This window comes from Rhizobacter sp. Root1238 (assembly GCF_001425825.1).
Lineage (GTDB): Bacteria > Pseudomonadota > Gammaproteobacteria > Burkholderiales > Burkholderiaceae_C > Rhizobacter.
Genome location: NZ_LMDM01000001.1, coordinates 260,903 through 283,137 on the forward strand (window position 1 = coordinate 260,903; position 22,235 = coordinate 283,137).

General features: G+C 70.8%; 19 protein-coding genes and 1 riboswitch. Of the genes, 17 read left to right on the top strand and 2 right to left on the bottom strand.

The window, feature by feature from the left end:
• Positions 1–55 precede the first annotated feature (55 nt).
• From ASC98_RS01190 to ASC98_RS01200, 3 genes are all read left to right on the top strand, one after another.
• Positions 56–2,362, top strand: a complete 2,307-nt coding sequence (locus ASC98_RS01190) for an ATP-binding protein (RefSeq protein ID WP_157597838.1) — start codon at positions 56–58, stop codon at positions 2,360–2,362.
• 138 nt (positions 2,363–2,500) lie between these two features.
• Positions 2,501–4,555 (top strand): bifunctional diguanylate cyclase/phosphodiesterase, encoded by a 2,055-nt coding sequence (locus ASC98_RS01195; protein ID WP_056803276.1) that lies wholly within the window; start codon positions 2,501–2,503, stop codon positions 4,553–4,555.
• Positions 4,556–4,619: 64 nt separating this feature from the next.
• Positions 4,620–5,696 (top strand): homocysteine S-methyltransferase family protein, encoded by a 1,077-nt coding sequence (locus ASC98_RS01200; RefSeq protein WP_056803278.1) that lies wholly within the window; start codon positions 4,620–4,622, stop codon positions 5,694–5,696.
• A 15-nt stretch (positions 5,697–5,711) separates the two neighbouring features.
• Here ASC98_RS01200 and ASC98_RS01205 read toward each other — a convergent pair whose 3' ends face one another.
• Positions 5,712–6,341, bottom strand: coding sequence for an OmpA family protein (locus ASC98_RS01205; protein WP_056803281.1), 630 nt, complete (start codon positions 6,339–6,341; stop codon positions 5,712–5,714).
• Positions 6,342–6,461: 120 nt separating this feature from the next.
• A riboswitch (S-adenosyl-L-homocysteine riboswitch) is annotated at positions 6,462–6,536 on the top strand.
• 58 nt (positions 6,537–6,594) lie between these two features.
• Here ASC98_RS01205 and metH point away from each other — a divergent pair.
• From metH to ASC98_RS29985, 14 genes are all read left to right on the top strand, one after another.
• Positions 6,595–9,384, top strand: coding sequence for a methionine synthase (metH, locus tag ASC98_RS01210; RefSeq protein ID WP_082541789.1), 2,790 nt, complete (start codon positions 6,595–6,597; stop codon positions 9,382–9,384).
• A gap of 259 nt (positions 9,385–9,643) precedes the next feature.
• Positions 9,644–11,404 carry a DUF1800 family protein gene (locus ASC98_RS01215; RefSeq protein ID WP_235581132.1) on the top strand — a complete coding sequence of 587 codons (1,761 nt, stop codon included), beginning with the start codon at positions 9,644–9,646 and terminating at the stop codon, positions 11,402–11,404.
• A 16-nt stretch (positions 11,405–11,420) separates the two neighbouring features.
• Positions 11,421–12,893, top strand: coding sequence for a DUF1501 domain-containing protein (locus ASC98_RS01220; RefSeq protein ID WP_056803284.1), 1,473 nt, complete (start codon positions 11,421–11,423; stop codon positions 12,891–12,893).
• Between the two features lie 83 nt (positions 12,894–12,976).
• Positions 12,977–13,585, top strand: coding sequence for a glycine zipper 2TM domain-containing protein (locus ASC98_RS01225; protein WP_056803287.1), 609 nt, complete (start codon positions 12,977–12,979; stop codon positions 13,583–13,585).
• 1 nt (position 13,586) lies between these two features.
• The gene (locus ASC98_RS01230) at positions 13,587–14,300 is read left to right on the top strand and encodes a hypothetical protein (protein ID WP_056803290.1); all 714 of its coding nucleotides are present in this window, start codon (positions 13,587–13,589) and stop codon (positions 14,298–14,300) included.
• A 55-nt stretch (positions 14,301–14,355) separates the two neighbouring features.
• Positions 14,356–15,003, top strand: coding sequence for a sigma-70 family RNA polymerase sigma factor (locus tag ASC98_RS01235; RefSeq protein WP_056803293.1), 648 nt, complete (start codon positions 14,356–14,358; stop codon positions 15,001–15,003).
• The gene (locus tag ASC98_RS01240; protein ID WP_056803296.1) at positions 14,993–15,538 is read left to right on the top strand and encodes a hypothetical protein; all 546 of its coding nucleotides are present in this window, start codon (positions 14,993–14,995) and stop codon (positions 15,536–15,538) included. Before ASC98_RS01235 ends, ASC98_RS01240 begins: the two co-directional genes overlap by 11 nt.
• Positions 15,535–16,938, top strand: coding sequence for a S8 family serine peptidase (locus ASC98_RS01245; RefSeq protein WP_082541791.1), 1,404 nt, complete (start codon positions 15,535–15,537; stop codon positions 16,936–16,938). Before ASC98_RS01240 ends, ASC98_RS01245 begins: the two co-directional genes overlap by 4 nt.
• Positions 16,935–17,330: a hypothetical protein gene (locus ASC98_RS01250; RefSeq protein ID WP_056803301.1), complete on the top strand. Its 396-nt coding sequence runs from the start codon at positions 16,935–16,937 to the stop codon at positions 17,328–17,330. Before ASC98_RS01245 ends, ASC98_RS01250 begins: the two co-directional genes overlap by 4 nt.
• Positions 17,330–17,830 carry a TlpA disulfide reductase family protein gene (locus ASC98_RS01255; protein WP_056803304.1) on the top strand — a complete coding sequence of 167 codons (501 nt, stop codon included), beginning with the start codon at positions 17,330–17,332 and terminating at the stop codon, positions 17,828–17,830. The genes ASC98_RS01250 and ASC98_RS01255 overlap by 1 nt, the downstream gene beginning before the upstream one ends.
• Before the next feature lie 21 nt (positions 17,831–17,851).
• A complete protein-coding gene (locus tag ASC98_RS01260; protein ID WP_056803308.1) occupies positions 17,852–18,076 on the top strand; it encodes a DUF4266 domain-containing protein in 225 nt (74 codons plus the stop codon).
• The gene (locus tag ASC98_RS01265) at positions 18,063–19,199 is read left to right on the top strand and encodes a DUF3570 domain-containing protein (protein WP_235581133.1); all 1,137 of its coding nucleotides are present in this window, start codon (positions 18,063–18,065) and stop codon (positions 19,197–19,199) included. Before ASC98_RS01260 ends, ASC98_RS01265 begins: the two co-directional genes overlap by 14 nt.
• Positions 19,200–19,212: 13 nt before the next feature.
• Positions 19,213–21,027, top strand: a complete 1,815-nt coding sequence (gene dsbD / locus ASC98_RS01270) for a protein-disulfide reductase DsbD (protein WP_056803314.1) — start codon at positions 19,213–19,215, stop codon at positions 21,025–21,027.
• A gap of 69 nt (positions 21,028–21,096) precedes the next feature.
• Positions 21,097–21,312 carry a hypothetical protein gene (locus ASC98_RS29985; protein ID WP_157597840.1) on the top strand — a complete coding sequence of 72 codons (216 nt, stop codon included), beginning with the start codon at positions 21,097–21,099 and terminating at the stop codon, positions 21,310–21,312.
• Here ASC98_RS29985 and ASC98_RS01275 read toward each other — a convergent pair.
• Positions 21,275–22,195 (bottom strand): DUF72 domain-containing protein, encoded by a 921-nt coding sequence (locus ASC98_RS01275; protein WP_056803317.1) that lies wholly within the window; start codon positions 22,193–22,195, stop codon positions 21,275–21,277. The two genes, ASC98_RS29985 and ASC98_RS01275, sit on opposite strands and share 38 nt — an antisense overlap.
• Between the last annotated feature and the right edge of the window lie 40 nt (positions 22,196–22,235).

Sequence of the window (22,235 nt, forward strand, 5' to 3'; positions counted from 1 at the left end):
GGGCTTGCCGCCCGGCGCGGGCTGCGCCAAGATCGCCCGCACCGCAGGAGGATCCATGGCATCCCGCCAGCTCGATGCACGCATGCTGCTGTCGCCCGGCCTCAAAGACGCGCCGGTGCTCGACCGCATGTGCTCGCAGTTCGTGCTGACGCTCACGGTGCGGCACGCCGGGCGCTTCAACCTGCGCCGCGACTGGAACAGCCTGCTGTCGCTGACCGGGCGGCACCTGGTGTGGCCGGCCAGCGTGCTCGCGCGGCTGCGCGATTTCCTGAAGACCCGCTGCAAGGGCAACGAGCAATGGCGCGGCCACGAGGCGCTGGCCGACGAGGCCTTCATGGCGCGCCACGGCGCATGGCGCGGTCCGTACGAAGAAGGCACGCTGTTCTTCTACGTCGACGAGTACATCAAGGACGCACCGAAGGACCTGCTCGCGGTGCTGGGCGCCACCGCCGACTGGCTCGATCGCAGCCTGAAGAAGGAATCGACGCTGGTCCAGAAGAACATCGACGCGCTGGCCGGCCTGCTGCAGCTGAACCCGGCCGAGCGCGCGCTGCTGCTGTACGGCACGCTCGCGCGCTACCAGCGCGACCTGCGCGGGCTGCTGGTCGAGTTCAAGGTGTCGAACGCGCAGGAGGCCTATGCGGCCATCGCCGCGGTGGCCGGCGTCAACGAGCAGGACGTCGCCGAGGCGCTGCGCGCCGGCTCGCGCCTCGAGCGCATCGGCATGGTCGAGAACCTGATCTCCGAGCACAACATCACCGACCTGGCCGACCTGATGAAGGTCAGCGAGCAACTGCCGCCGGTGCTGATGCGGCACTACGCCGGCCCGTCCGACCTGATGGCGGTGTTCACCCGGCCGGCCACCCGCAGCGAGTTGCAGGCCAGCGACTTCCATTACGTCGGCGACGACCAGCGGGTGCTGACCGCGCTGCTGCGCAATGCGGTCGCGCGCAAGGCGGCCGGCGTCAACGTGCTGCTGTACGGCCCGCCCGGCACCGGCAAGACCGAGCTCGCCAAGGTGGCGGCGCAGGCCGCCGGACTGGAGCTCTACGAGGTGGAGTACGCCGACCGCGACGGCAACTCGCTGTCCGGCCGCGACCGCTACCGCTCGCTGCAGATCAGCCAGGTGTTCCTGAAGGGCGGCAACCAGGTTGCGCTGCTGTTCGACGAGGTCGAGGACGTGTTCCCGCCGATCTCCACCGATGCCGCGCAGCTGATGGCGCGCATGGACACCGGCGACGGCGTCGTCTCGGGCAGCGTCAGCGGCAAGGCCTGGGTCAACCAGATCCTCGAGACCAACCCGGTGCCGGTGATCTGGGTCACCAACCGCATCGAGCAGATCGACCCGGCATTCCGCCGCCGCTTCCAGTACCACCTCGAGCTGAAATCGCCGCCGCCCGGTGCGCGCGAGGCGCTGGTGACGCGTGCGCTGGTCGACGTGCCGGTGTCCGACGGCTTCGCCGCGCGGCTGGCCGAGCGGCGCGGGCTGACGCCGGCCCAGGTGCGCACCGCGGTGAAGTTCGCACGGCTCGCCGCCGAGGACGCCGACGGGCCGGCCATCGAGGCGCTGATCGAGCGCCAGCTGGGGCATGCCGACAAGGCGCTCGGCAACGGCCTCCCGGGCCGCGGCGCGCGCCATGTCGTCACCACGTACGACCTCGACCTCGTCCACACCGAATCGCGCTTCGAGCTGGCCCGCATCATCGAGGCGCTGCGCCGCAAGGGCCACGGCACGCTGTGCTTCCACGGGCCGCCGGGCACCGGCAAGACCGCGCTGGCCGAGCACATCGCGCAGCAGCTGCAGCGCCCGCTGCTGATCCGCCAGGCCTCCGACATCGTCAGCAAGTTCGTCGGCGAGACCGAGCAGAACATGGCGCGCATGTTCGACGAGGCGCAGTCCGAGCAGGCGGTGCTGCTGCTCGACGAGGCCGACAGCTTCCTGCGCAGCCGCCGCAGGGCCGAGCGCAACTACGAGGTCAGCGAGGTCAACGAGATGCTGCAGGGCATGGAGCGCTTCGGTGGCGTCTTCATCTGCACGACCAACCTGTTCGACGAGCTCGACGAGGCGGCGCTGCGCCGCTTCACGTTCAAGATCCGGTTCCTGCCGCTGACCGCGGCGCAGCGCGAGCGCATGTTCATTGCCGAGGCGCTGGGCGGCGACGCGGCGTTGCTGGACGACGAGCAGCGCGGCCGGCTGGCGCTGCTGGACCTGCTCGCGCCCGGCGATTTCGCCGCGGTGCGGCGCCAGATCGACGTGCTGGGGGAAGCGTTCACTCCGTCCGAATTCCTGTCCCAGCTTGAATCGGAGCACCGCGTGAAACCCGAGGTGAGGCAGCGCCGCGGGATCGGCTTCATGCACTGACCGCCGATCGCGCTCGCGCGCCTCAAGCCCGGGTCGGGCCGGCCGATAACGACCGAACGACCTGGAGCGGCGAGTTCGATGGACGAGGCATTCATTCCTTGGAGGTTCCGGCCCGAGCTGTGGGCGGCTTCCTTCGGCATGGCCGTTTTTGCCGCGTACGTCGCGCTCGACCTGGCCCGCGGCGTCGCGTCCAGCCACCGCGCGACCTCGCTGCGCGCGCTGTCCGGCTCGGCGCTGGCGCTGGCCGTCGGCACCTGGGCGCTGCATTTCATCGTGATGGCTTCCGGGCCGCTGCCGTTCCCGATGGGCTACAGCGGCTGGATCGTGTTCGGCTCGCTGGCGGTGGCCTATGCCGGATCGTTGCTGGCCTGCCTGCTCGGCAGCCGCGCCGGCCTGCACCTGCGTGACGGAGTGCTCGCCGGGCTGACGGTCGGCAGCGCGCTGTGCGCGACCTCGGTCGTCGCGCTGGTCGCGCTGCGCCTGCAGCCGCATGTCGAATGGGATTGGCGCATCCTGGTGCCGGGCTGGCTGGCCGCCTGCGCGATCGGCGGCAGCGGGCTCGGCTTGATGGCGTATCGCCGGCGCATCGCGCCGGTCGGCTTCCGCTGGCGCGCGATCGTCTCGGTGGTGCTGGGCACCGCGATGGCCGTCGGCAATGCCGCGGTCGTGATCAGCGCGCAGGTGCCGCTGCTGACGCTGTCGCTGACCGCCGATCAGGTGAGCCTGGCCACCGTCACCGCGCTGGCCGTGGTCGGCGTGCCGATCCTGCTGGCGCTGCTGCTGCTGACCTCGATCCTCGAGGCGCGTTTCCGTTCGATGCTGCGGCGCGCCCGCGAAGACCTGCAGGTGGCGGCCTACACCGACCGGCTGACCGGCCTGCCGAACCGTGCGATGTTCGACGAGCGGCTGCAGCGTGCGGTGCAGCGCGCCGACCGCCACGGGCACCGGATCGCGCTGCTGTTCTGCAACCTCGACGGCCTGAAGGCCATCAACGAATCGTTCGGCCAGGCGAGCGGCGACTCGGTGCTGCGCGAGGTTGCCGAGCGCGTGACCCGGCTGGCCGGTGAGCGCGACATGGTCTCGCGCGCCGGCGGCGACGAGTTCCTGGTGCTGCTCGAAGGCTCGCCCGACAGGGAAGGCGCCGGGCGGCTCGCGGCGCGCGTGATGGCGGCGCTGCACGAGCCGTGCCGCTTCGACGGGCACGAGGTGCCGCTGAGCTGCTCGATCGGCATCGCGATGTACCCCGACGACGGCGCGCTGTCGAAGCTGGTGCCGCACGCGGCCGCCGCGATGAATTCCGTCAAGCGCACCGGCGGCGCGGCGCACTGCTTCTTCGAGCCGCGCATGGTGGCCGGGGCGCGCGACCAGGTCGAGCTGCTGCACGACCTGCGCCGTGCGATCGAGCATGGCGAGCTGGAGCTGTACTACCAGCCGAAGATCCATGCGCCGAGCGGCCAGATCACCGGCGCCGAGGCGCTGATGCGCTGGCACCACCCGCAGCGCGGCATGGTCAGTCCGGCCGTCTTCATTCCGCTGGCCGAGCGCTTCGGCCTGATCAATGCGCTCGGCAACTGGCTGATCGAGGACGCCTGCCGGCAGATCCGCCTGTGGCGCGACCAGGGGCTGCGCATGCGCGTGGCGATCAACCTGTCGGTCCACCAGTTGCGCCAGGCGGACCTGCCGAAGCGCATCGACGCGGCGCTGCGCGCGCACCGCATCGAGCCGTCGCAGCTGACCTGCGAGATCACCGAATCGGCCGCGATGGACGACACGCGGGCCAACCTGCAGGTGCTGGAGGAGCTGTCGGCGATCGGCGTGCACCTGTCGATCGACGACTTCGGCACCGGCTACTCGAGCCTGAGCTACCTGCGCAAGCTGCCGTCGGAGGAGCTGAAGATCGACCGCAGCTTTGTGCTCGACCTGGAGAGCAGCCCCGATGCACGCGCGATCGTCGACGCGGTCGTCAAGCTCGCGCAGGCGCTCGGGCTGAAGGTGGTGGCCGAAGGCGTCGAGACCGAGCAGCAGCAGGAGATCCTGCGCTCGCTCGGCTGCAACGAGCTGCAGGGTTTCCTGTTCGCGAAGCCGATGTCGGCCAAGGCGCTGGCGCTGTGGGCGATGAACGACGAGGGACCGGCGCCGATCGACTTCCGGGCTTCGCTGTTCAGCGACACGATTTCGTCGGCGGTGCTCTGAGGATCCGCTGATCGCTGCGACCCTGGTGCGCGTGCGACCCGCGAGCGTTGCCTACAATCTCCCGATGAACGCCCCTGTCTACACCCGTGGCGCGGCCCTGCCGCAGATCCTGTCGCAACGCATCGCGGTGCTCGATGGTGCGATGGGCACGATGATCCAGCGCTACAAGCTGGGCGAGGCCGACTACCGCGGCGAGCGCTTTGCCGACCACCCGAAGGACCTGAAGGGCAACAACGAGCTGCTGCAGTTCACGCGGCCCGACGTGATCCGCGAGATCCATGAGCAGTACCTGGCGGCCGGCGCCGACCTGATCGAGACCAACACCTTCGGCGCGACCAGCGTCGCGCAGGACGACTACGGCCTCGCCGCGGTGGCGCGCGAGATGAACGTGGTCGGCGCGCGGCTGGCGCGCGAGGCCTGCGACAAGTACAGCACCCCCGACAAGCCGCGCTTCGTGGCCGGCGCGCTCGGCCCGACGCCGCGCACCGCCAGCATCAGCCCCGACGTCAACGACCCGGCCGCGCGCAACGTCAGCTTCGACGAATTGCGCGAGGCGTATTACGAACAGGCGGCGGGCCTGCTCGAAGGCGGCTGCGACCTGTTCCTGGTCGAGACCATCTTCGACACGCTGAACGCCAAGGCCGCGATCTTCGCGCTCGACGAGCTGATGGAAGACACCGGCGAGCGGCTGCCGGTGATCATCTCCGGCACGGTGACCGACGCGTCGGGGCGCATCCTGTCGGGGCAGACGGTCAGCGCGTTCTGGCACAGCGTGCGCCATGCGCGGCCGATCGCGATCGGCCTGAACTGCGCGCTGGGCGCGACGCTGATGCGGCCTTACATCGAGGAACTGGCCAAGGTGGCCGGCGACACCTTCATCAGCTGCTACCCGAATGCCGGCCTGCCGAACCCGATGAGCGACACCGGCTTCGACGAGACGCCTGAAATCACCGGCAGCCTGGTCGAGGAGTTCGCGCGCGCCGGCTTCCTGAACATCGCCGGCGGTTGCTGCGGCACGACGCCGGCGCACATCGCCGAGATCGCGAAGCGGGTCGGCGCGTACCGGCCGCGTTCGCGGCACGATCCGTTGTTTGCGGGGCTCGTGCCGGCCGACGAGGCGACGCTGGCCGAGTCGGCCTGACGCGCCGCCGGGCCGCTACTTGCTGCCCGAGCGCAGCGCCCGTTCGCCGATCAGGATCTCGACGCGCCGGTTCGCCGCGCGGCCGGCCTCGTCGTCGTTGCTGCCCACCGGGTCGCGCGAACCGCGCCCGGCCACGCCGATCTTGACCGGCGACAGCCCGCGCGCCACCAGCCAGTCGCGGGCGCTGGCGGCCCGGTCCAGCGACAACGCGTCGTTGCCGGCCGCCGAGCCCTTGCTGTCGGTGTGGCCGACGATGCGCAGTTCCAGCTGCGGCTGGCCGCGCAGCACCGCGGCCACCTTGTCGAGCAGCCCGGTGGCCGCCGGCTTCAGCGCCGAGCGGTTCGGCTCGAAGGCCACGTCGCCCGGCAGCGTCAGCCACAGGCGTTCGTCGGTCGTGCGCGCCAGCACCATCGGCGTGCCGTTCAGGCCGGCGGCGAGCTGCCGCTCGACCGTCTCCATCTGCGGCGACCAGCTGCGTGCGGCACCGGAAGCCGCCTGGTCGTAGACCGGGCCCGGCGCGGAACCCGGCACGGCCGGCCCGGGGGCCGGCAGCGGCTTCACCGGCGGCGAACCGCAGGCAACCAGCAGGGCGGCCGCGATGGCGGCCGGGAGAACGAGCGCGAAGAATCGTGTGTTGTTGTTCACGGCAGAAAGAAGTCCAGTCGTGGGAGCCCGGATTGGACACGCTCCGTGCGCCACGACCGCATCAGGGCTTTGCCAAGTTGTAACCAAGGCATTCGGCGGGGCGGGCCGCATAAAATGCGCCCCTCCAAGGAGCGTTGCGACGGGGGCCGATCGGCCGCTGCCAGGCTTGGACGCTTGCAACCACGCTCACCCCCGCATGATGATCCACGCATGCGCCCCGGGTGAGCTCCGGGGCGGTGCCAGCCGACCCGCCATGACCGCCTCCGCCACTTCGTCGTCGTCGCCGACCCCTGCCGCCCGCCTTGTTCCGCCGATGAAGCTGTCGGGACTGGAACCGGTGCTCATCGGCGAAGGCAGCCTGTTCGTCAACATCGGCGAGCGCACCAACGTCACCGGCTCGAAGGCGTTCGCGCGGATGATCCTGAACGGCGAGTTCGAGCAGGCGCTCAGCGTGGCGCGCCAGCAGGTCGAGAACGGCGCCCAGGTGATCGACGTCAACATGGACGAGGCCATGCTCGACAGCAAGGCCGCGATGGTGCGCTTCCTGCACCTGATCGCCAGCGAGCCCGAGATCGCGCGCGTGCCGATCATGATCGACAGCTCGAAGTGGGACGTGATCGAGGCCGGCCTGAAGTGCATCCAGGGCAAGGGCATCGTCAACTCGATCTCGATGAAGGAGGGCGTCGAGCCCTTCAAGCGCCAGGCCCGGCTGATCCGCCGCTACGGTGCGGCTGCAGTGGTGATGGCCTTCGACGAGAAAGGCCAGGCCGACACCTACGAGCGCAAGGTCGAGATCTGCGAGCGGGCCTACCGCATGCTGGTCGACGAGATCGGCTTCCCGCCGGAAGACATCATCTTCGACCCGAACATCTTCGCGATCGCCACCGGCATCGAGGAGCACGACAACTACGCGGTCGACTTCATCAACGCGACGCGCTGGATCAAGCAGAACCTGCCGGGCGCCAAGGTCTCGGGCGGCGTGTCGAACGTGAGCTTCAGCTTCCGCGGCAACGACCCGATGCGCGAGGCCATCCACACGGTGTTCCTGTACCACGCGATCCAGGCCGGCATGGACATGGGCATCGTCAACGCCGGCATGGTCGGCGTGTACGACGACCTCGATCCGAAACTGCGCGAGCGCGTCGAAGACGTGGTGCTGAACCGCAAGCCGGTCTACCAGCCGGGCGAGGCCGAACTGACGCCGAGCGAGCGCCTGATCGAAATCGCCGAGACCGCGAAGGGCGCCGCGAAGGACGACAGCGCCAAGTTCGCATGGCGCGCGAAGCCGGTGCGCGAGCGCCTGAGCCACGCGCTGGTGCACGGCATCAACGACTTCATCACCGACGACACCGAAGAGGTGTACCAGCAGATCAAGGCCGACGGCGGCCGCCCGCTGCACGTGATCGAAGGCCCGCTGATGGACGGCATGAACGTCGTCGGCGACCTGTTCGGCCAGGGCAAGATGTTCCTGCCGCAGGTGGTCAAGAGCGCACGCGTGATGAAGCAGGCGGTGGCCCACCTGCTGCCCTACATCGAAGAAGAAAAGCGCCAGCTGATCGATGCCGGCGGCGAAGCGCGCGCCAAGGGCAAGATCGTCATCGCCACCGTGAAGGGCGACGTGCACGACATCGGCAAGAACATCGTCACCGTCGTGCTCCAGTGCAACAACTTCGAGGTCGTCAACATGGGCGTGATGGTGCCCTGCCAGGACATCCTCGCGCGCGCCAAGGTCGAGGGCGCCGACATCATCGGGCTGTCGGGCCTGATCACGCCGAGCCTCGAGGAGATGCAGTACGTCGCCGCCGAGATGCAGCGCGACGAGCACTTTCGCATCAAGAAGATCCCGCTGCTGATCGGCGGCGCCACCACCAGCCGCGTGCACACCGCGGTGAAGATCTCGCCGCACTACGACGGCCCGGTGGTCTACGTGCCCGATGCGAGCCGCTCGGTCAGCGTCTGCAGCGACCTGCTGAGCGACGACAAGGCCAGCGCCTACATCGCCGAGCTGAACGCCGACTACCTGCGGGTGCGCGAGCAGCATGCGAACAAGAAGGCCACGCCGCTGGTGTCGCTGGCGCAGGCGCGTGCCAACAAGACGCCGATCGACTGGGCCGGCTACGCGCCGACCGCGCCGAAGTTCACCGGCCGCCGCGTGTTCCGCAACCAAGACCTCGGCGAGATCGCGCAGTGCATCGACTGGGGCCCGTTCTTCCAGACCTGGGACCTGGCCGGCGCCTACCCGGCGATCCTCACCGACGACATCGTCGGCGAATCGGCGCGCCGCGTGCTGAGCGACGGCCAGCGCATGCTGAAGCGCCTGATCGAAGGCCGCTGGCTGACCGCCAACGGCGTGATCGGGCTGTTCCCGGCCAACACCGTCAACGACGACGACATCGAGATCTACACCGACGACACGCGCAGCGAGGTGCTGATGACCTGGCGCGGGCTGCGCATGCAGACCGAGCGGCCGGTGATCGACGGCGTCCGCCGGCCGAACCGCTGCCTCGCGGACTTCATTGCGCCGAAGGGCTCGGGCGTGGCAGACCACATCGGGCTGTTCGCGGTGACCGCCGGCATCGGCACCGAGAAGAAGGAGAAGCAGTTCCTCGACGACCTCGACGACTACAGCGCGATCATGTTCAAGTCGCTCGCCGACCGGCTGGCCGAGGCCTTCGCCGAGCGCATGCACCAGCGCGTGCGCACCGAGTTCTGGGGCTATGCGGCCGACGAGACGCTGCGCAACGACGAGCTGATCGCCGAGAAGTACCGCGGCATCCGCCCGGCGCCCGGCTACCCGGCCTGCCCCGACCACACCGTGAAGGCCGAGATGTTCCGCGTGCTGCAGTGCGCCGACATCGGCATGGCGCTGACCGAGAGCCTCGCGATGACGCCGGCGGCCAGCGTCAGCGGCTTCTACCTCGCGCACCCCGACGCGACCTACTTCAACGTCGGCAAGATCGGCGACGACCAGCTGCAGGACTGGGCCGCCCGCAGCGGCCAGGACGCGGCCCTGGTGAAGCGCTCGCTGGCCGCGTTGTTGTAACGCCCGGCATGACGGTGCGGTGACGGCGGCGCGGCAGCGCCGGTTGCCTCTGGTTACGTTCGAAGCATCCGAACGCATCGCCGACCGTTCGTGTCATCCCGGCGCCGTCCTCGGCGCCAGATAGACCGTCCTATCTGCCAAGGATTGGCGCATTCGCGAACCGACACCCTGTAGGCGGTGTCCGACGATGTCGCTGGTATGTCTCCTGCACGCAAACGACCCGTATCAGGTCGTACGCACCGCCTCGAGGGAGACTGAAGTGATATCGCTTCCACCGACATTCGCCATCCGCAAGACCTCCCGCCTGTGGGCCGGCGCGCTGCTGATCAGCCTGCTGGCCGCCTGCGGCGGGAACAAGAACGACGAAGAGAACGCCGCCGCCGACAGCGGTCCGCCGCCGACCAAGGAGGCGGCCGCCCGCTTCCTGACGCAGGCGACCTACGGCCCGACCAGCGCTGACATCGACCAGCTCGCGCAGGTCGGCTACCGCCGCTGGCTCGAGCAGCAGATGGCCAAGCCGCAGAAGCTGCACCGCGACTACATGACGGCGGCGATGAATGCCGCCGCGGCCGCAGGCACCAACGTGACCTCCAGCAACTTCATGGAGTCGTACTGGGCGCAGGCGATCACCGGCGACGACCAGCTGCGCCAGCGCGCGGCCTACGTGCTGTCGCAGATCTTCGTGGTGTCGTTCGTCGACTCGACGCTGAGCAACCTGCCGCGTGGCGTGGCCGACTACTACGACACGCTGGGCAAGCACGCGTTCGGCAACTACCGCGACCTGCTCGAGGCGATCACGATGCACCCGATGATGGGCGCGTACCTGACCAGCCTGCGCAACCAGAAGGAAGACGCGAAGACCGGCCGCGTGCCGGACGAGAACTATGCGCGCGAGATCATGCAGCTGTTCTCGATCGGCCTGTACCAGCTGAACGCCGACGGCACCGTCAAGAGCGGCAATCCCGAGACCTACACCCACGACGACATCGCCGGCCTGGCCAAGGTGTTCACCGGCCTGAGCTGGTACGCCGGCCCGAACACCGCCGACCGCACCCGCAACCGCTTCTTCGGCGGCGACGTGAACGCCGACCGCGACTGGAAGCCGATGCAGGGCTACAACAAGTACGCCAGCAACACCGATTTCCACTCGGCCACCGAGAAGAAGTTCCTCGGCAAGACCATCGCGGCGACCGACAAGCCGGACGTCGAGGGCGACATCAAGATCGCGCTCGACACGCTGTTCAACCATCCGAACGTCGGCCCGTTCCTGGGTCGCCAGATCATCCAGCGCATGGTCACCAGCAACCCGAGCCCGGCCTATGTCGAGCGGGTGGCGGCCGTGTTCAACAACAACGGCAGCGGCGTGCGCGGCGACCTGGGTGCGGTGTTCCGCGCGGTGCTGCTCGACGCCGAGGCGCGCAACGTCGACACGTCGCGCAACGACTTCGGCAAGCTGCGCGAGCCGGTGATGCGGCTGGCCCACCTGCTGCGCACCTTCCATGCGAAGTCGACGACCGGCAAGTTCCAGGGCATCGACAACACCGACGACCCGGCCAACCGCCTGGGCCAGACCGCGATGCGCTCGCCGACGGTGTTCAACTTCTACCGCCCGGGTTTCACGCCGCCGAACACCAGCATCGAGGCGGCCGACCTGGTCGCGCCCGAGCTGCAGCTGGCCAACGAGGTGTCGGTGGCCGGCTACCTGAACTACCTGCGCGGCTGGATCGCGATCAACACCGGCCGCGACGTGCAGGTCGACTTCTCGGCCGAGCAGGCGCTGGCCGACAAGCCGGAGCAGCTGCTGGACCGCCTGGACCTGCTGATGATGTCCGGGCAGATGCCGGCGACGCTGCGCGCGCAGCTGCTGTCGGCCGTCAACGGCCGGATGATCCCGCCGGTGCGCAAGGACACCGCCGGCAAGGTCGTCAACCAGACCGACATCGATGCCGCCACGCGCGACCGCGTCGCCATCGCCGTCTTCCTGACGATGGCCTCGCCGGACTACCTGACCCAAAAGTGAAGTAAGGAAAGCGGACATGACGACCAACCAAGCTTCCCGCCGCGAATTCCTGCGCCGCGCAACGATCCTGTCGGGCTCCGTCGGCTCGGCCGGCCTGCCCTTCGCACTGAACATGGCCACGATGGGCGCGGCCGTCGCGCAGACCGCCAGCGACTACAAGGCCATCGTCTGCCTGTTCATGTACGGCGGCAACGACTCCGCCAACATGGTGCTGCCGTGGGACGACGCGTCGTGGCAGACCTACAGCACGCTGCGCGCGACCGCGCCGGACCCGATCGCGCTGAAGCCGGTCGGCACCGCGGCCGACGCGACCGCCGCGGCCGGCTCGCCCGCGGCGCTCGGCGGCGTGCTGTCGATCGCGCCGAAGAACCTCGCGAACCCGGAGAACGCGGCGCGCAAGTTCGCGCTGCACCCGAGCATGACCGAGACCAAGTCGCTGTTCGACGCGGGCCGGCTCGCCATCATCGCCAACGCCGGGCCGCTGGTGACGCCGCTCACCAAGGCCGAGTACCAGAAGGGCACGAAGACGCGACCGGCCAAGCTGTTCTCGCACAACGACCAGCAGTCGATGTGGCAGGCGCTCGGCCCCGAAGGCGCGCGCGTCGGCTGGGGCGGCCGCTTCGGCGACCTGCTGGCCGGCAACAACGGCACCTCGACCTTCACCAACATCTCGGTGCAGGGCAATGCCGTCTACATGGCCGGCAACTCGGTGTTCCAGTACCAGGTGACGAACAACGGCGCCACGGCCATCGGCGGGCTGACCGGCTCGCTGTTCGGCTCGACCGCGGCGACCACCGCCTTCAAGTCGATCATCACCGCCGACAACCAGAACCTGCTCGGCAAGGAACACCAGGTGATCGTGCGCCGTTCGATGGACGCGCAGGCGGCGTTCCAGGGCGCCTTCACCGCGTCGACCGTGACCGCGCCGACCCAGTACTACAACCCGGCGCAGCGCGCGAACGCCAACAACGGCCTCGCGCAGCAGCTGCAAACGGTGGCGCGCATCATCGGCGCGCGCACCGCGCTCGGCACCAAGCGGCAGGTGTTCTTCGTCAGCATCGGCGGCTTCGACACGCACGACAACCAGAACCGCGCGCATGCCGACCTGTACGCGCGCATCTCGCATGCGATCAACTACTTCGACGCGACGCTCGCGACGCTGGGCGTGCGCGAGCAGGTGACGCTGTTCACCGCGTCCGATTTCGGCCGCACCTTCACCAGCAACGGCGACGGCACCGACCACGGCTGGGGCGGCCACCACTTCGTGCACGGCGGCGCGGTCAAGGGCGGCGAGCTGTACGGTCGCTTCCCGCAGGTCGGCATCAACCACGACGACGAAGTGGGCTCGGGCAGCCTGCTGCCGGGCATCGCGGTCGACCAGGTCGGCGCGACGCTGGGCAAGTGGTTCGGCGTCAGCGATGCCAACCTCGACATGGTTTTTCCGAATCTCGGGAACTTTTCGAAACGAAATCTCGGCTTCCTGGGGTGATGATCACGCCTGCAACGCTCGGGGCCGCGCAGCCGTCCCGACCGTCTTTCCGATGACCGCTTTTTCTTGAACCAGGATTCCCCATGGACAACACCACCTCCAGCAGCCTCGCCCTCGATCCTTCGGCCACGCCGGGGGCCGCCGCAGCCACCCCGCGCCGCACCGCCTGGTGGGTCGCCGGCGGCCTGGGCGTGGTCGGCGCCGGCGCGCTGGCCGCGGCACTGACCAGCGGACCGAAGCCCGCGCCGGTCGACGCCGCGGCGCCGGTCGCCGTGGTCGTCACCGCCAAGGGCAAGGCCAACCATGTCAAGCCGGCCCCGGCCGCCACCACCACGGCAGCGGCCGACATCTGCGCGAACTGCGGCACCGTCGAGAGCGTGAAGGCCGAGACCCGCAAGGGCGAAGGCACCGGCATCGGCGCGGTCGCCGGCGGTGTGCTCGGCGGCGTGGTCGGCCACCAGATGGGCGGCGGCAACGGCAAGAAGGCGATGACGGTGCTGGGCGCCGTCGGCGGCGGCTTCGCCGGCCACGAGGTTGAGAAGCGCGCCCGCAGCACCACCGTCTACCAGGTGCGCCTGCGCATGGACGACGGCACGACCCGCACCGTCACGCAGCAGGCCGCCCCGGCGGTCGGCGGCCGCTTCGAGGTCGAGGGCAGCACGCTGAAGGCGATCCCGCTGCCGAAGGCTTGACGTGATTTCCCTGCTGCGCGCCGTCGCGACGGCCGCAGCGGCACTGGCCCTGCTGTCCGGTGCGCGGGCCCAGGAGGTCGACGGAACGCTGGGCGCCAGTTCGGCGCTGCTGGTGCGTGGCGTCGCGCTCGGCAATGCCAGGCCGGTGTTGCAGGCCGGCGCGGCGGTCGACACGGTCGACGGCTGGCTGGCGGGACTCGGGGTTGCCGCGCTGCGGCCTTCCACCGACCAAGGCTGGACGACCCAGCTGTACGCCCGCGCCGGCCACGCGTTCCGCCTCGACGACGACTGGAGCGCCCAGCTCGCGGCCACCCACTACGCCTACCCGTTCGACGACTACCTGCGCAGCTTCGACCGCGACGAGTTCGGTGCCACGCTCGCATGGCGGGACCGCGTGTTCGGCTCGATCACCGCGCTCCGCCAGACCCACGTGTCGCCGGACGGCCACCGCAGCGGCTGGGCGGCCGACCTGGTGCTGCGCGAGCCGCTGGGGCGCGTCGGCCCGGTGTCGCTGGCGCTGACGGCCGGGCTGGGCCACCAGGACCTGCAGCGCCGCGCCGGCTTCAGCTACGACTACGGCCACCTGGGCGCGAGTGGGCGCGTCGGCGCGCTGCAGTTCGAGCTGGCGCGCGTGGCCAGCGACCGCCGGGCGCGCGAGGGCTTCGGTTCGGCGGCCGACGCCCGCTGGGTCGGCAGCCTCACGGTCGGGTTCTGATCGCGCGCCCGAACTATTTCTGCAACTTTTGCGGCGCTCGCGCGTACACACCGTCATGCCGCTGCTTTCGCTGATCCGCGCCCGCCCCGCCACCGCCCCCCAGGGCGATGCGGACGAGGCCGCGCTGCTGCGCCGGATCGCGCTGGGCGAGCGAGCGGCGCTGGAGTCGCTGTACCGCGGCTACCACCGCCGCCTCGACCGCTTCCTGGCCCGGCTGACACGCCGCGCCGACGTGGTCGAGGAGGTGATCAACGACACGTTCTGGATCGTCTGGCAGAAGGCCGGCGACTTCCGCGGCGATTCGCGGGTGTCGACCTGGATCCTCGGCATCGCGTGGCGCTGCGCGCTGAAGACGCTGCGCGAGCATGGCGACGAGCCCACCGAACCGGCCGACGCGGCGAGCGCGGCCGACGCCTTGCATGCCCTCGACGACCCCCACGCCCGCCACGAGCTGGCCGACTGGGTCGCCAAGGGCATGCGCCGGCTCACGGCCGAGCAGCGAGCGACGATGGAGCTGGCCTACGGCGCCGGCCATTCGCTCGACGAGGTGGCGCAGATCATGGACTGCGAACTCAGCACCGTGAAGGCGCGCATGTTCCACGCCCGCGCGAAACTGCGCCAGGTGCTGCCGATGCTGGCCGGCATGCCGGCCGTGCGGCATCCGGGCCGCGCGGGCCGCCAGGAGAACGACGATGAAGCATGACGCCGATGACGATTCCACCGACCTGGCCTGGCAGCGTGCGCTGCGCCAGGCGCTGGCCGAGCCGCTGCCGCCGCTGACCGATGCCGACGCGGGCCTGAAGCGGTTGATGCGGCGCATCGACCAGGGTGACGCCGCGCCGGCGATGGCGCCCGCGCGCCGCCGCGGCCACGGGCCGCTGGTGGGCTGGCTGGCGGCGGCGGTCGTCGTCGAGGCGGTCGGGCTGTCGGTGCTCGGCGCCGGCCTGCTGTGGCGCGATGCGGCGACACCGGCCTACCAGACGCTGTCGGCGCCGGCGGGCGAGCCGGCCGGCGTCGCGCTGCGCATCGTGCCGGCACCGGCGTTGCGGGCCGACGAGCTGCAGGCGCTGCTGCGCGGGCTCGACCTGCAGATCGTCAGCGGCCCGAATGCGGCCGGCGCGTACGGGCTCGCGCTGCAGGCGCGCGCGCCGAGCGAGCAGCAGGTCGCCGCGAAGGTGGCGGCGCTGCGTGCGGCGCCCGGCATGCGGCTGGTCGAACCGGTCGGCGGCCCGCGATGATCCGCGCGCTGGCCGCGATGTTCGCGGCGGCGGGCGTGCTGCTACTGTCCGGTTGCGCCGCACCGTCGGCGGCGCTGCCGCGCGATGCGGCCGATGCCGCGCTGCTGCGCGAGCACCCGCAGCGGCTGGTCGTCGTCGCGGTCGCGAACCCGCGCGAGCGCGTCGTGCCGCAGGCCGGCTCGACGCTGGCCACCTACAACGCGAGCCAGCGCTACGGTGCCGGCAGCGAGGCGCGGGCGACGCTCGAAGCGATCGAGCGCGAGCATGGCCTGCGCGAGATCGCCGCGTGGCCGATCAGCGCGCTGCGGGTGCACTGCGTGGTGCTGGAGATCGCGCCCGGTGCCGAGCGCGAGCAGGTGCTGGCCCGGCTGGCGCGCGACCCGCGCGTCGAACTGGCGCAGCCGCTGCAGGATTTCGACACGCTGGCCGCGCCGAGCGCCGCGACGACGGCCCCCGCCGCGGCTGCGGTCCCGTACAACGACCCCTACGTCGACCTGCAGCGCGGCTTCGTCGAAGTGGATGCGGTCGATGCGCACCAGCGTGCGCGCGGCGAAGGCGTGCGCATCGCGCTGATCGACACCGGCGTCGACACCACGCACCCCGACCTGCACGGCCGCATCGTCGCGACGCGCGATTTCGTCGACGGCCGCGCGGCGCAATTCGATGCCGACCGCCACGGCACCGAGGTGGCCGGCGTGATCGCCGCGGTCGCGAACAACCGGCAGGGCATCGTCGGCGTCGCGCCGCAGGCGACGCTGTCGGTCTACAAGGCCTGCTGGCAACGCCCCGCGACCGAAGGCGGCGGGGCGCGCTGCAACTCGTTCACGCTGGCGCAGGCGCTGGGTGCGAGCATCGACGACGGCGCCCGCATCATCAACCTGAGCCTCGGCGGGCCCGACGACCCGCTGCTCGCGCGGCTGGTCGGCACCGCGCTGGGCCGCGGTCGCATCGTGATCGGCGCGATGCCGCCGGACGGCCGGCCGCACGGCTTCCCGACCGGCATCGCCGGCGTGATCGCGGTCGACACGGCGGACGGCGCCGCGAATGCCGCGCCGGACAAGGTGCTGCGCGCGCCGGGCCGCGACATCCTGACGCTCGAACCGGGCGGCCGCTACGACTACGCCTCCGGCTCGTCGCTCGCCGCCGCGCATGCCAGTGCGGTCGCGGCGCTGCTGCTGGAAGCGGTTCCGGCCCAGGGCGCCGCCGCGGTGCGCACCGCGCTCGAACGCAGCCGCAGCGGCGCGTCGATCAACGCCTGCGAAGCGCTTGCAACTCTTTTCGCTCCCACCCGCACCCACCGACAGGAGCAGGACGGTTCCGGACCGTGCGCTTCGCGCGGCAGGCCCACGGGTCCGCCAATCGAGTCGGGTGATGAAAGACCACGAGGAGCGATGCAATGACGATGACACGCAAGGGTTTCCTGGGCGCTGCCGCCGGCAGCACGGTGATGCTGTTCCTGCAGGCCTGCGGCGGTGGCGGCAGCGACTACAACGGCAGCCCGGCACCCGCGCCCGGTCCGGCGCCAGCCCCCGCGCCGGGACCGGCACCGCAGAGCTGCGGGGCGTCGAACGCGGCGATCACCGGCAACCACGGCCACGTGTTGACCATCCCGACGGCCGACCTCGATTCGGCCACAGCGATGACCTACGACATCCACGGCGCGGCCAGCCACTCCCACAGCGTGAGCTTCACGCCGGCGCAACTGCAGGCGCTGAAAGCCGGGCAGATCGTGGTCGTGACCTCGACGACCGACTCCCAGCATTCCCACGTCGTCACGCCCGGCTGCACCTGATGCGACGGCGGATGGTGGCCGCCGCGCTGCTCGCGGCGGGCGGGCTCGGTGCGTGGCCCGCGTTCGCGATCGAGGCCGGCCAGCCGGCGCCCGACGTCGAGCTGCCGGCGGCCGTCGACGCCGCGCCGCGGCTGTCGGGGCTGAAGGGCAAGCTCGTCTACGTCGACTTCTGGGCCTCGTGGTGCGGGCCGTGCCGGCAGTCGTTCCCGTGGATGAACGAGATGCAGGCGAAGTACGGCGCGAAGGGCCTGCAGGTCGTCGCGATCAACCTCGATGCGAAGCGGGCCGATGCGGACGCGTTCCTCGCGCAGGTGCCGGCGCGCTTCGGGCTCGCGTTCGATGCGGCCGGGGCCTCGGCGAAGCGCTTCGGCGTGAAGGGCATGCCGACCTCGGTGCTGATCGGGCGCAACGGCGAGGTGCTGATGGTGCACCAGGGCTTTCGCGAGGACGAGCGCCAGGCGCTCGAAGCGCGGTTGGCGGCAGCGCTCGCGACGCCGTAGTTCTCAACTCAAGGATCTTCGATGCGATCGATGCTTCGGGCAGCGGGCTGCCTGTGCTTGGCCGTGCTCGGCGGATGTTCCGCCTGGGCGCCGCCGCAGCCATGGGAGAAGGGCCAGCTCGCGCGGCCCGAGATGACGATGGGCGGCGATGCGCTGGGCGATCGCTATGCGCAGCACATCTACGCCAGCAAGGAGTCCGCCGCGGGCGGCTACGGCGTCGGAGGAGGTGGCTGTGGCTGCAACTGACGCACGTGGCGCGCTGGTGCTGGCGGCGCTCGCGCTGCCCGGCGTGTGGGCCGGCAGCGCGGAGGCCCAGGGCGCGCCGGAGCACGGCCTCGTCGCGATCAAGCACCTGCACTACGAGGACTCGCAACCGGGGCTGCACCGCATCACCGTCGATTCGCCGTCGTTCTACCTGCTCGCGCCGCTCGGCCCGCGCTGGTCGGTCGAAGGCACCGCGGTGCTCGATTCGCTGTCGGGCGCGACACCGCGCTGGCAGAGCGCGGTCTCCAGCGCGTCGACGATGCACGAGACGCGGCGCGCCGGCGACCTGCGGCTGACGCGCTACCTCGACCGCGCGTCGTATGCGGTCGGCGCGAGCGTCTCGCGCGAGCACGACTACGACTCCGATGCGCTGTCGTTCAACGGCAGCTGGTCGAACGACGACAACAACACCACCTGGCATGCCGGCATCGGCGCGAACCGCGACCGCATCCACCCGACCGATGGCGGCAACGTCGGCATCGACCGGCGCGAGCGCAGCGGCACCGACCTGATCGCCGGTGTCACGCAGGCGGTGTCGCCGGTCGATCTGGTGCAGCTCGATGCGAGCCACAGCCTGGGCCACGGCTACTTCGACGACCCGTACAAGGACCTCGACGTCCGGCCCGGCCGGCGGCGCCAGGTGGCGCTGCTGGCGCGCTGGAACCACCACGTCGCCGACCTCGGCGCGACGCTGCGCAGCAGCTGGCGGGTGTACCGCGACAGCTACGGCGTGCGCGCCCACACGCTGCAGGCCGAGTGGGTGCAGCCGCTCGGCGCGCAGTTCGCGCTGACGCCGCTGCTGCGGTATCACACGCAGGGCGCGGCCGACTTCTACAGCAAGTCGGCGGTCGACGCGAACGGCTTGCCGCTCTACCCGACGGTGGCGCCGGGGCAGTTGAATTCGGGCGACCAGCGGCTGTCGGCCTTCGGCGCGTTCACGGTGGGTCTGAAGGCCGAGTACAAGCTCGACGCGCTGTGGTCGGTCGACGCGAAGCTCGAGGCCTACGAGCAGCGCGGGAGCTGGCGTGCCGGCGGCGACGGTTCGCCGAATGTCGCGCCGTTCCGCGCACGCTCGGTGCAGCTCGGCGTCAGCCGGCAGTTCTGACGGAGACCCTTCGATGAAGAACCTGTTGTTGCGGGCGTTGTGGCTGATGGCCGCGCTGCTGCCGTGGCGGGCGGTCGCGGCCGATGCGTTCCTCGACCCGGACGCCGCGTTCCGGCTCAGCGTGCAGGCGCGCGATGCGCAGCACGTCGCGATGCATTTCGCGATCGCACCCGGCTACTACCTGTACCGCGAACGGCTCAGCGTGCAGGCGCTGCCGGCCGCGGCCGCCGCGGCCGAGCCGGCGATCCCGCGCGGCAAGACGAAGTTCGACGAGACCTTCCAGAAGGAGGTCGAGACCTTCCACGATGAGGTGACGTTGGTGCTGCCCATCGCCGCCGGTGCGCCACCGTTCCGGCTGACGGTGGGCCACCAGGGCTGTGCCGAAAAAGGCCTGTGCTATCCGCCGGCCACGCACGCGTTCGACCTGAAGCCGGTGGCGGGTGGGTGGGCCGTGACCGCGGTGGCCGACGCGGACGGCGCGGTGGCGCCGCTGGCTGCCCCACCGGTTGCCCCGCCGGCTGCTGCTCCCCCCGCCGCCGCCGAGACCGGCCGCTTCGCGAGCGCGTTGCAATCGCGCAGCCTGCTGACGGTGGCCGGCGTGTTCCTGCTGGCCGGCGTGCTGCTGTCGTTCACGCCCTGCGTGCTGCCGATGCTGCCGATCCTGTCGTCGATCATCGTCGGGCAGCGCGGCACGGTGTCGCGCTGGCGCGGCTTCTCGCTGGCTTCGGCCTATGCACTCGGGATGGCGCTGGTCTACACCGCGTTCGGCATGGCGGCCGGGCTGCTCGGCGAAGGCCTCGCCGCCGCGCTGCAGAACGCCTGGGTGCTGGGCGCGTTCGCGCTGCTGCTGGCCGGGCTGTCGCTGTCGATGTTCGGTGTCTACGAACTGCAGCTGCCGAATGCGCTGCAGAGCAGGCTGAGCGAGGTGTCGGGCCGGCTGCAGGGCGGGCAGTACCTCGGCGTGTTCGTGATGGGCGGCCTGTCGGCGCTGATCGTCGGCCCCTGCGTCGCGGCGCCACTGGCCGGTGCGCTGGTCTACATCAGCCGCACGCACGACGTGTGGCTGGGCGGCATCGCGCTGTTCTCGCTGGCCGCCGGCATGAGCGTGCCGCTGCTGCTGGTCGGCGTGTCGGCCGGCTCGCTGCTGCCGCGCGCCGGCGCCTGGATGGACCGCGTGAAGCATTTCTTCGGCGCGATGCTGCTGGCGGTCGCGCTGTGGATGGTGTCGCCGGTGCTGCCGTCATGGGGCTTGATGCTCGGCGCGGCCGCGCTGCTGCTGGCGAGTGCGGTGTACCTCGGCGCGTTCGACGGTGGCCCCGCGTCGCCGGGGCGCGCCGCGACGCGCGGCGTCGGCCTGTTGCTGGCGGTGCTGGCAGTGCTGCAACTGGCCGGCCTCGCGTCCGGCGGGCGCGACCTGCTGCAGCCGCTGCAGCACCTGGCCGGCGTGGGCACGGCGGGGCAGCCACGCGAGACGGCGTTGCCGTTCCAGCCGGTCGCCGACCTCGCGGCGCTCGATGCCGCGGTGCGCGCGTCGACGAAGCCGGTGATGGTCGACCTGTATGCCGACTGGTGCGTCGCCTGCAAGGAGTTCGAGTCGCTGACCTTCACCGATGCCGCGGTGCGCGAGCGGTTGGCCGGCATGACGCTGCTGCGCGTCGACGTGACGGCCAACAACGCGCAGGACAAGGCCTTAATGCGCCGGTACGGCCTGTTCGGGCCGCCCGCGCTGCTGTTCTTTGCACCCGGCGGCGACGAGCGCGCCGACGCGCGGGTGGTGGGTTTCCTCGACGCGGCGAGCTTCCGGGAGCACCTCGACCAGCGGCGTTGATGTTCGCGGCGCTGCACGCAGGTTCGCCGGGGGTGCCGCGTTCTTTCATGTGCTCAACAAAATGAACACATGAACACAACTCGAGCCGCACCGCCCGCCGCGCCCGTCCACGCCGCTCTCACGCTGCGGGACCTGCGCGAACCCCATCCCGCCGACATGCGCTCGTGGCGCAGCGCGTCGATGACCGTCACCGAGCGGCCGGGCAACACCTGCTGCCACTACGTCGTGCTGCCCGATGGGCGGTTGTTCAAGATGCCGCTGCTGTCGCCGGCGCGGGTGAGCTGAGCCCGGTCGTCACCCCCAGCCGGGCGGCCAGGTGCGCCGCGTCGTACGGCGCGTGCACCTTGACGTCGTTGTCGAAGTAGCAGAACACGTCACGCTTCGCGCGCCGGGGCGCGGCATGGGGCGACGCGAGCCGCGCATCGGCCACCTGTCCGCCGTGGCGCCACGCCTCGATGCGCTGCGCCCAGCGGTCGAGCGCGGCATCGCCGTAGCCGCTGGCGTACAGCTCCTTGTCGCCGTGCAGCCGCAGGTAGACGAAGTCGGCGCTCAGGTCCTCGATCAGCGGCCACCGCTGCGCGGTGTCGGCCACCACCGGCGCGATGCGGTGGCGGCGCAGCAGCGCAATGAAGGCCGGGTCGACGAAGCTCGGATGCCGGATCTCCACCGCATGCCGCACGGGCCGCGTCGGCCCCGCCTTCAACCACGTGCGGTCGTCGAGGCGCGCGTCGTGCTCGCGCGCCAGCGCGCGTGCCGCGTCGGTGTCGTGCGGCAGCATCGCGAAGAAGCGGTCGAAGCGCTCGGCGTCGAAGGCCAGCTGCGGCGGGAACTGCCACAGCACCGGCCCGAGCTTGTCGCGCAGCGCGAGCACGCCGGACGCGAAGAAGTTGGCCAGCGGCGTGCGCACCTCCTTCAGGCGGCGCAGGTGGGTGATGTACTTCGGCCCCTTGACCGAGAACACGAAGTCGTCCGGCGTGTCGTCGTGCCAGGCTTCGTAGGACGAGGGCCGCTGCAGCGAATAGAACGAGCCGTTGATCTCGATGCTCGGCAGCATGCGCGACGCGAACGCCAGTTCCTGCCGTTGCGGCAGCTTCGGCGGGTAGAAGACACCGCGCCAGGGCGCATAGCGCCATCCCGAGATGCCGATTCGAACCGTGCCGGTGGCCATGCGATGCGGCGGCAAGCCGCATGCCCGCGACCTGCGCGAC

What these genes read in the sequence shown, in the direction of transcription:
- ASC98_RS01240 (WP_056803296.1), top strand. Translation starts at nt 14,993, where the DNA reads ATGAAGCATGACGCCGATGACGATTCCACCGACCTGGCCTGGCAGCGT.
- ASC98_RS01200 (WP_056803278.1), top strand. Translation starts at nt 4,620, where the DNA reads ATGAACGCCCCTGTCTACACCCGTGGCGCGGCCCTGCCGCAGATCCTG.
- ASC98_RS01260 (WP_056803308.1), top strand. Translation starts at nt 17,852, where the DNA reads ATGCGATCGATGCTTCGGGCAGCGGGCTGCCTGTGCTTGGCCGTGCTC.
- ASC98_RS01225 (WP_056803287.1), top strand. Translation starts at nt 12,977, where the DNA reads ATGGACAACACCACCTCCAGCAGCCTCGCCCTCGATCCTTCGGCCACG.
- ASC98_RS01190 (WP_157597838.1), top strand. Translation starts at nt 56, where the DNA reads ATGGCATCCCGCCAGCTCGATGCACGCATGCTGCTGTCGCCCGGCCTC.
- ASC98_RS01275 (WP_056803317.1), bottom strand. Translation starts at nt 22,195, where the DNA reads ATGGCCACCGGCACGGTTCGAATCGGCATCTCGGGATGGCGCTATGCG.
- ASC98_RS29985 (WP_157597840.1), top strand. Translation starts at nt 21,097, where the DNA reads ATGAACACAACTCGAGCCGCACCGCCCGCCGCGCCCGTCCACGCCGCT.
- ASC98_RS01250 (WP_056803301.1), top strand. Translation starts at nt 16,935, where the DNA reads ATGACGATGACACGCAAGGGTTTCCTGGGCGCTGCCGCCGGCAGCACG.
- metH (WP_082541789.1), top strand. Translation starts at nt 6,595, where the DNA reads ATGACCGCCTCCGCCACTTCGTCGTCGTCGCCGACCCCTGCCGCCCGC.
- dsbD (WP_056803314.1), top strand. Translation starts at nt 19,213, where the DNA reads ATGAAGAACCTGTTGTTGCGGGCGTTGTGGCTGATGGCCGCGCTGCTG.
- ASC98_RS01255 (WP_056803304.1), top strand. Translation starts at nt 17,330, where the DNA reads ATGCGACGGCGGATGGTGGCCGCCGCGCTGCTCGCGGCGGGCGGGCTC.
- ASC98_RS01220 (WP_056803284.1), top strand. Translation starts at nt 11,421, where the DNA reads ATGACGACCAACCAAGCTTCCCGCCGCGAATTCCTGCGCCGCGCAACG.
- ASC98_RS01245 (WP_082541791.1), top strand. Translation starts at nt 15,535, where the DNA reads ATGATCCGCGCGCTGGCCGCGATGTTCGCGGCGGCGGGCGTGCTGCTA.
- ASC98_RS01235 (WP_056803293.1), top strand. Translation starts at nt 14,356, where the DNA reads ATGCCGCTGCTTTCGCTGATCCGCGCCCGCCCCGCCACCGCCCCCCAG.
- ASC98_RS01195 (WP_056803276.1), top strand. Translation starts at nt 2,501, where the DNA reads ATGGCCGTTTTTGCCGCGTACGTCGCGCTCGACCTGGCCCGCGGCGTC.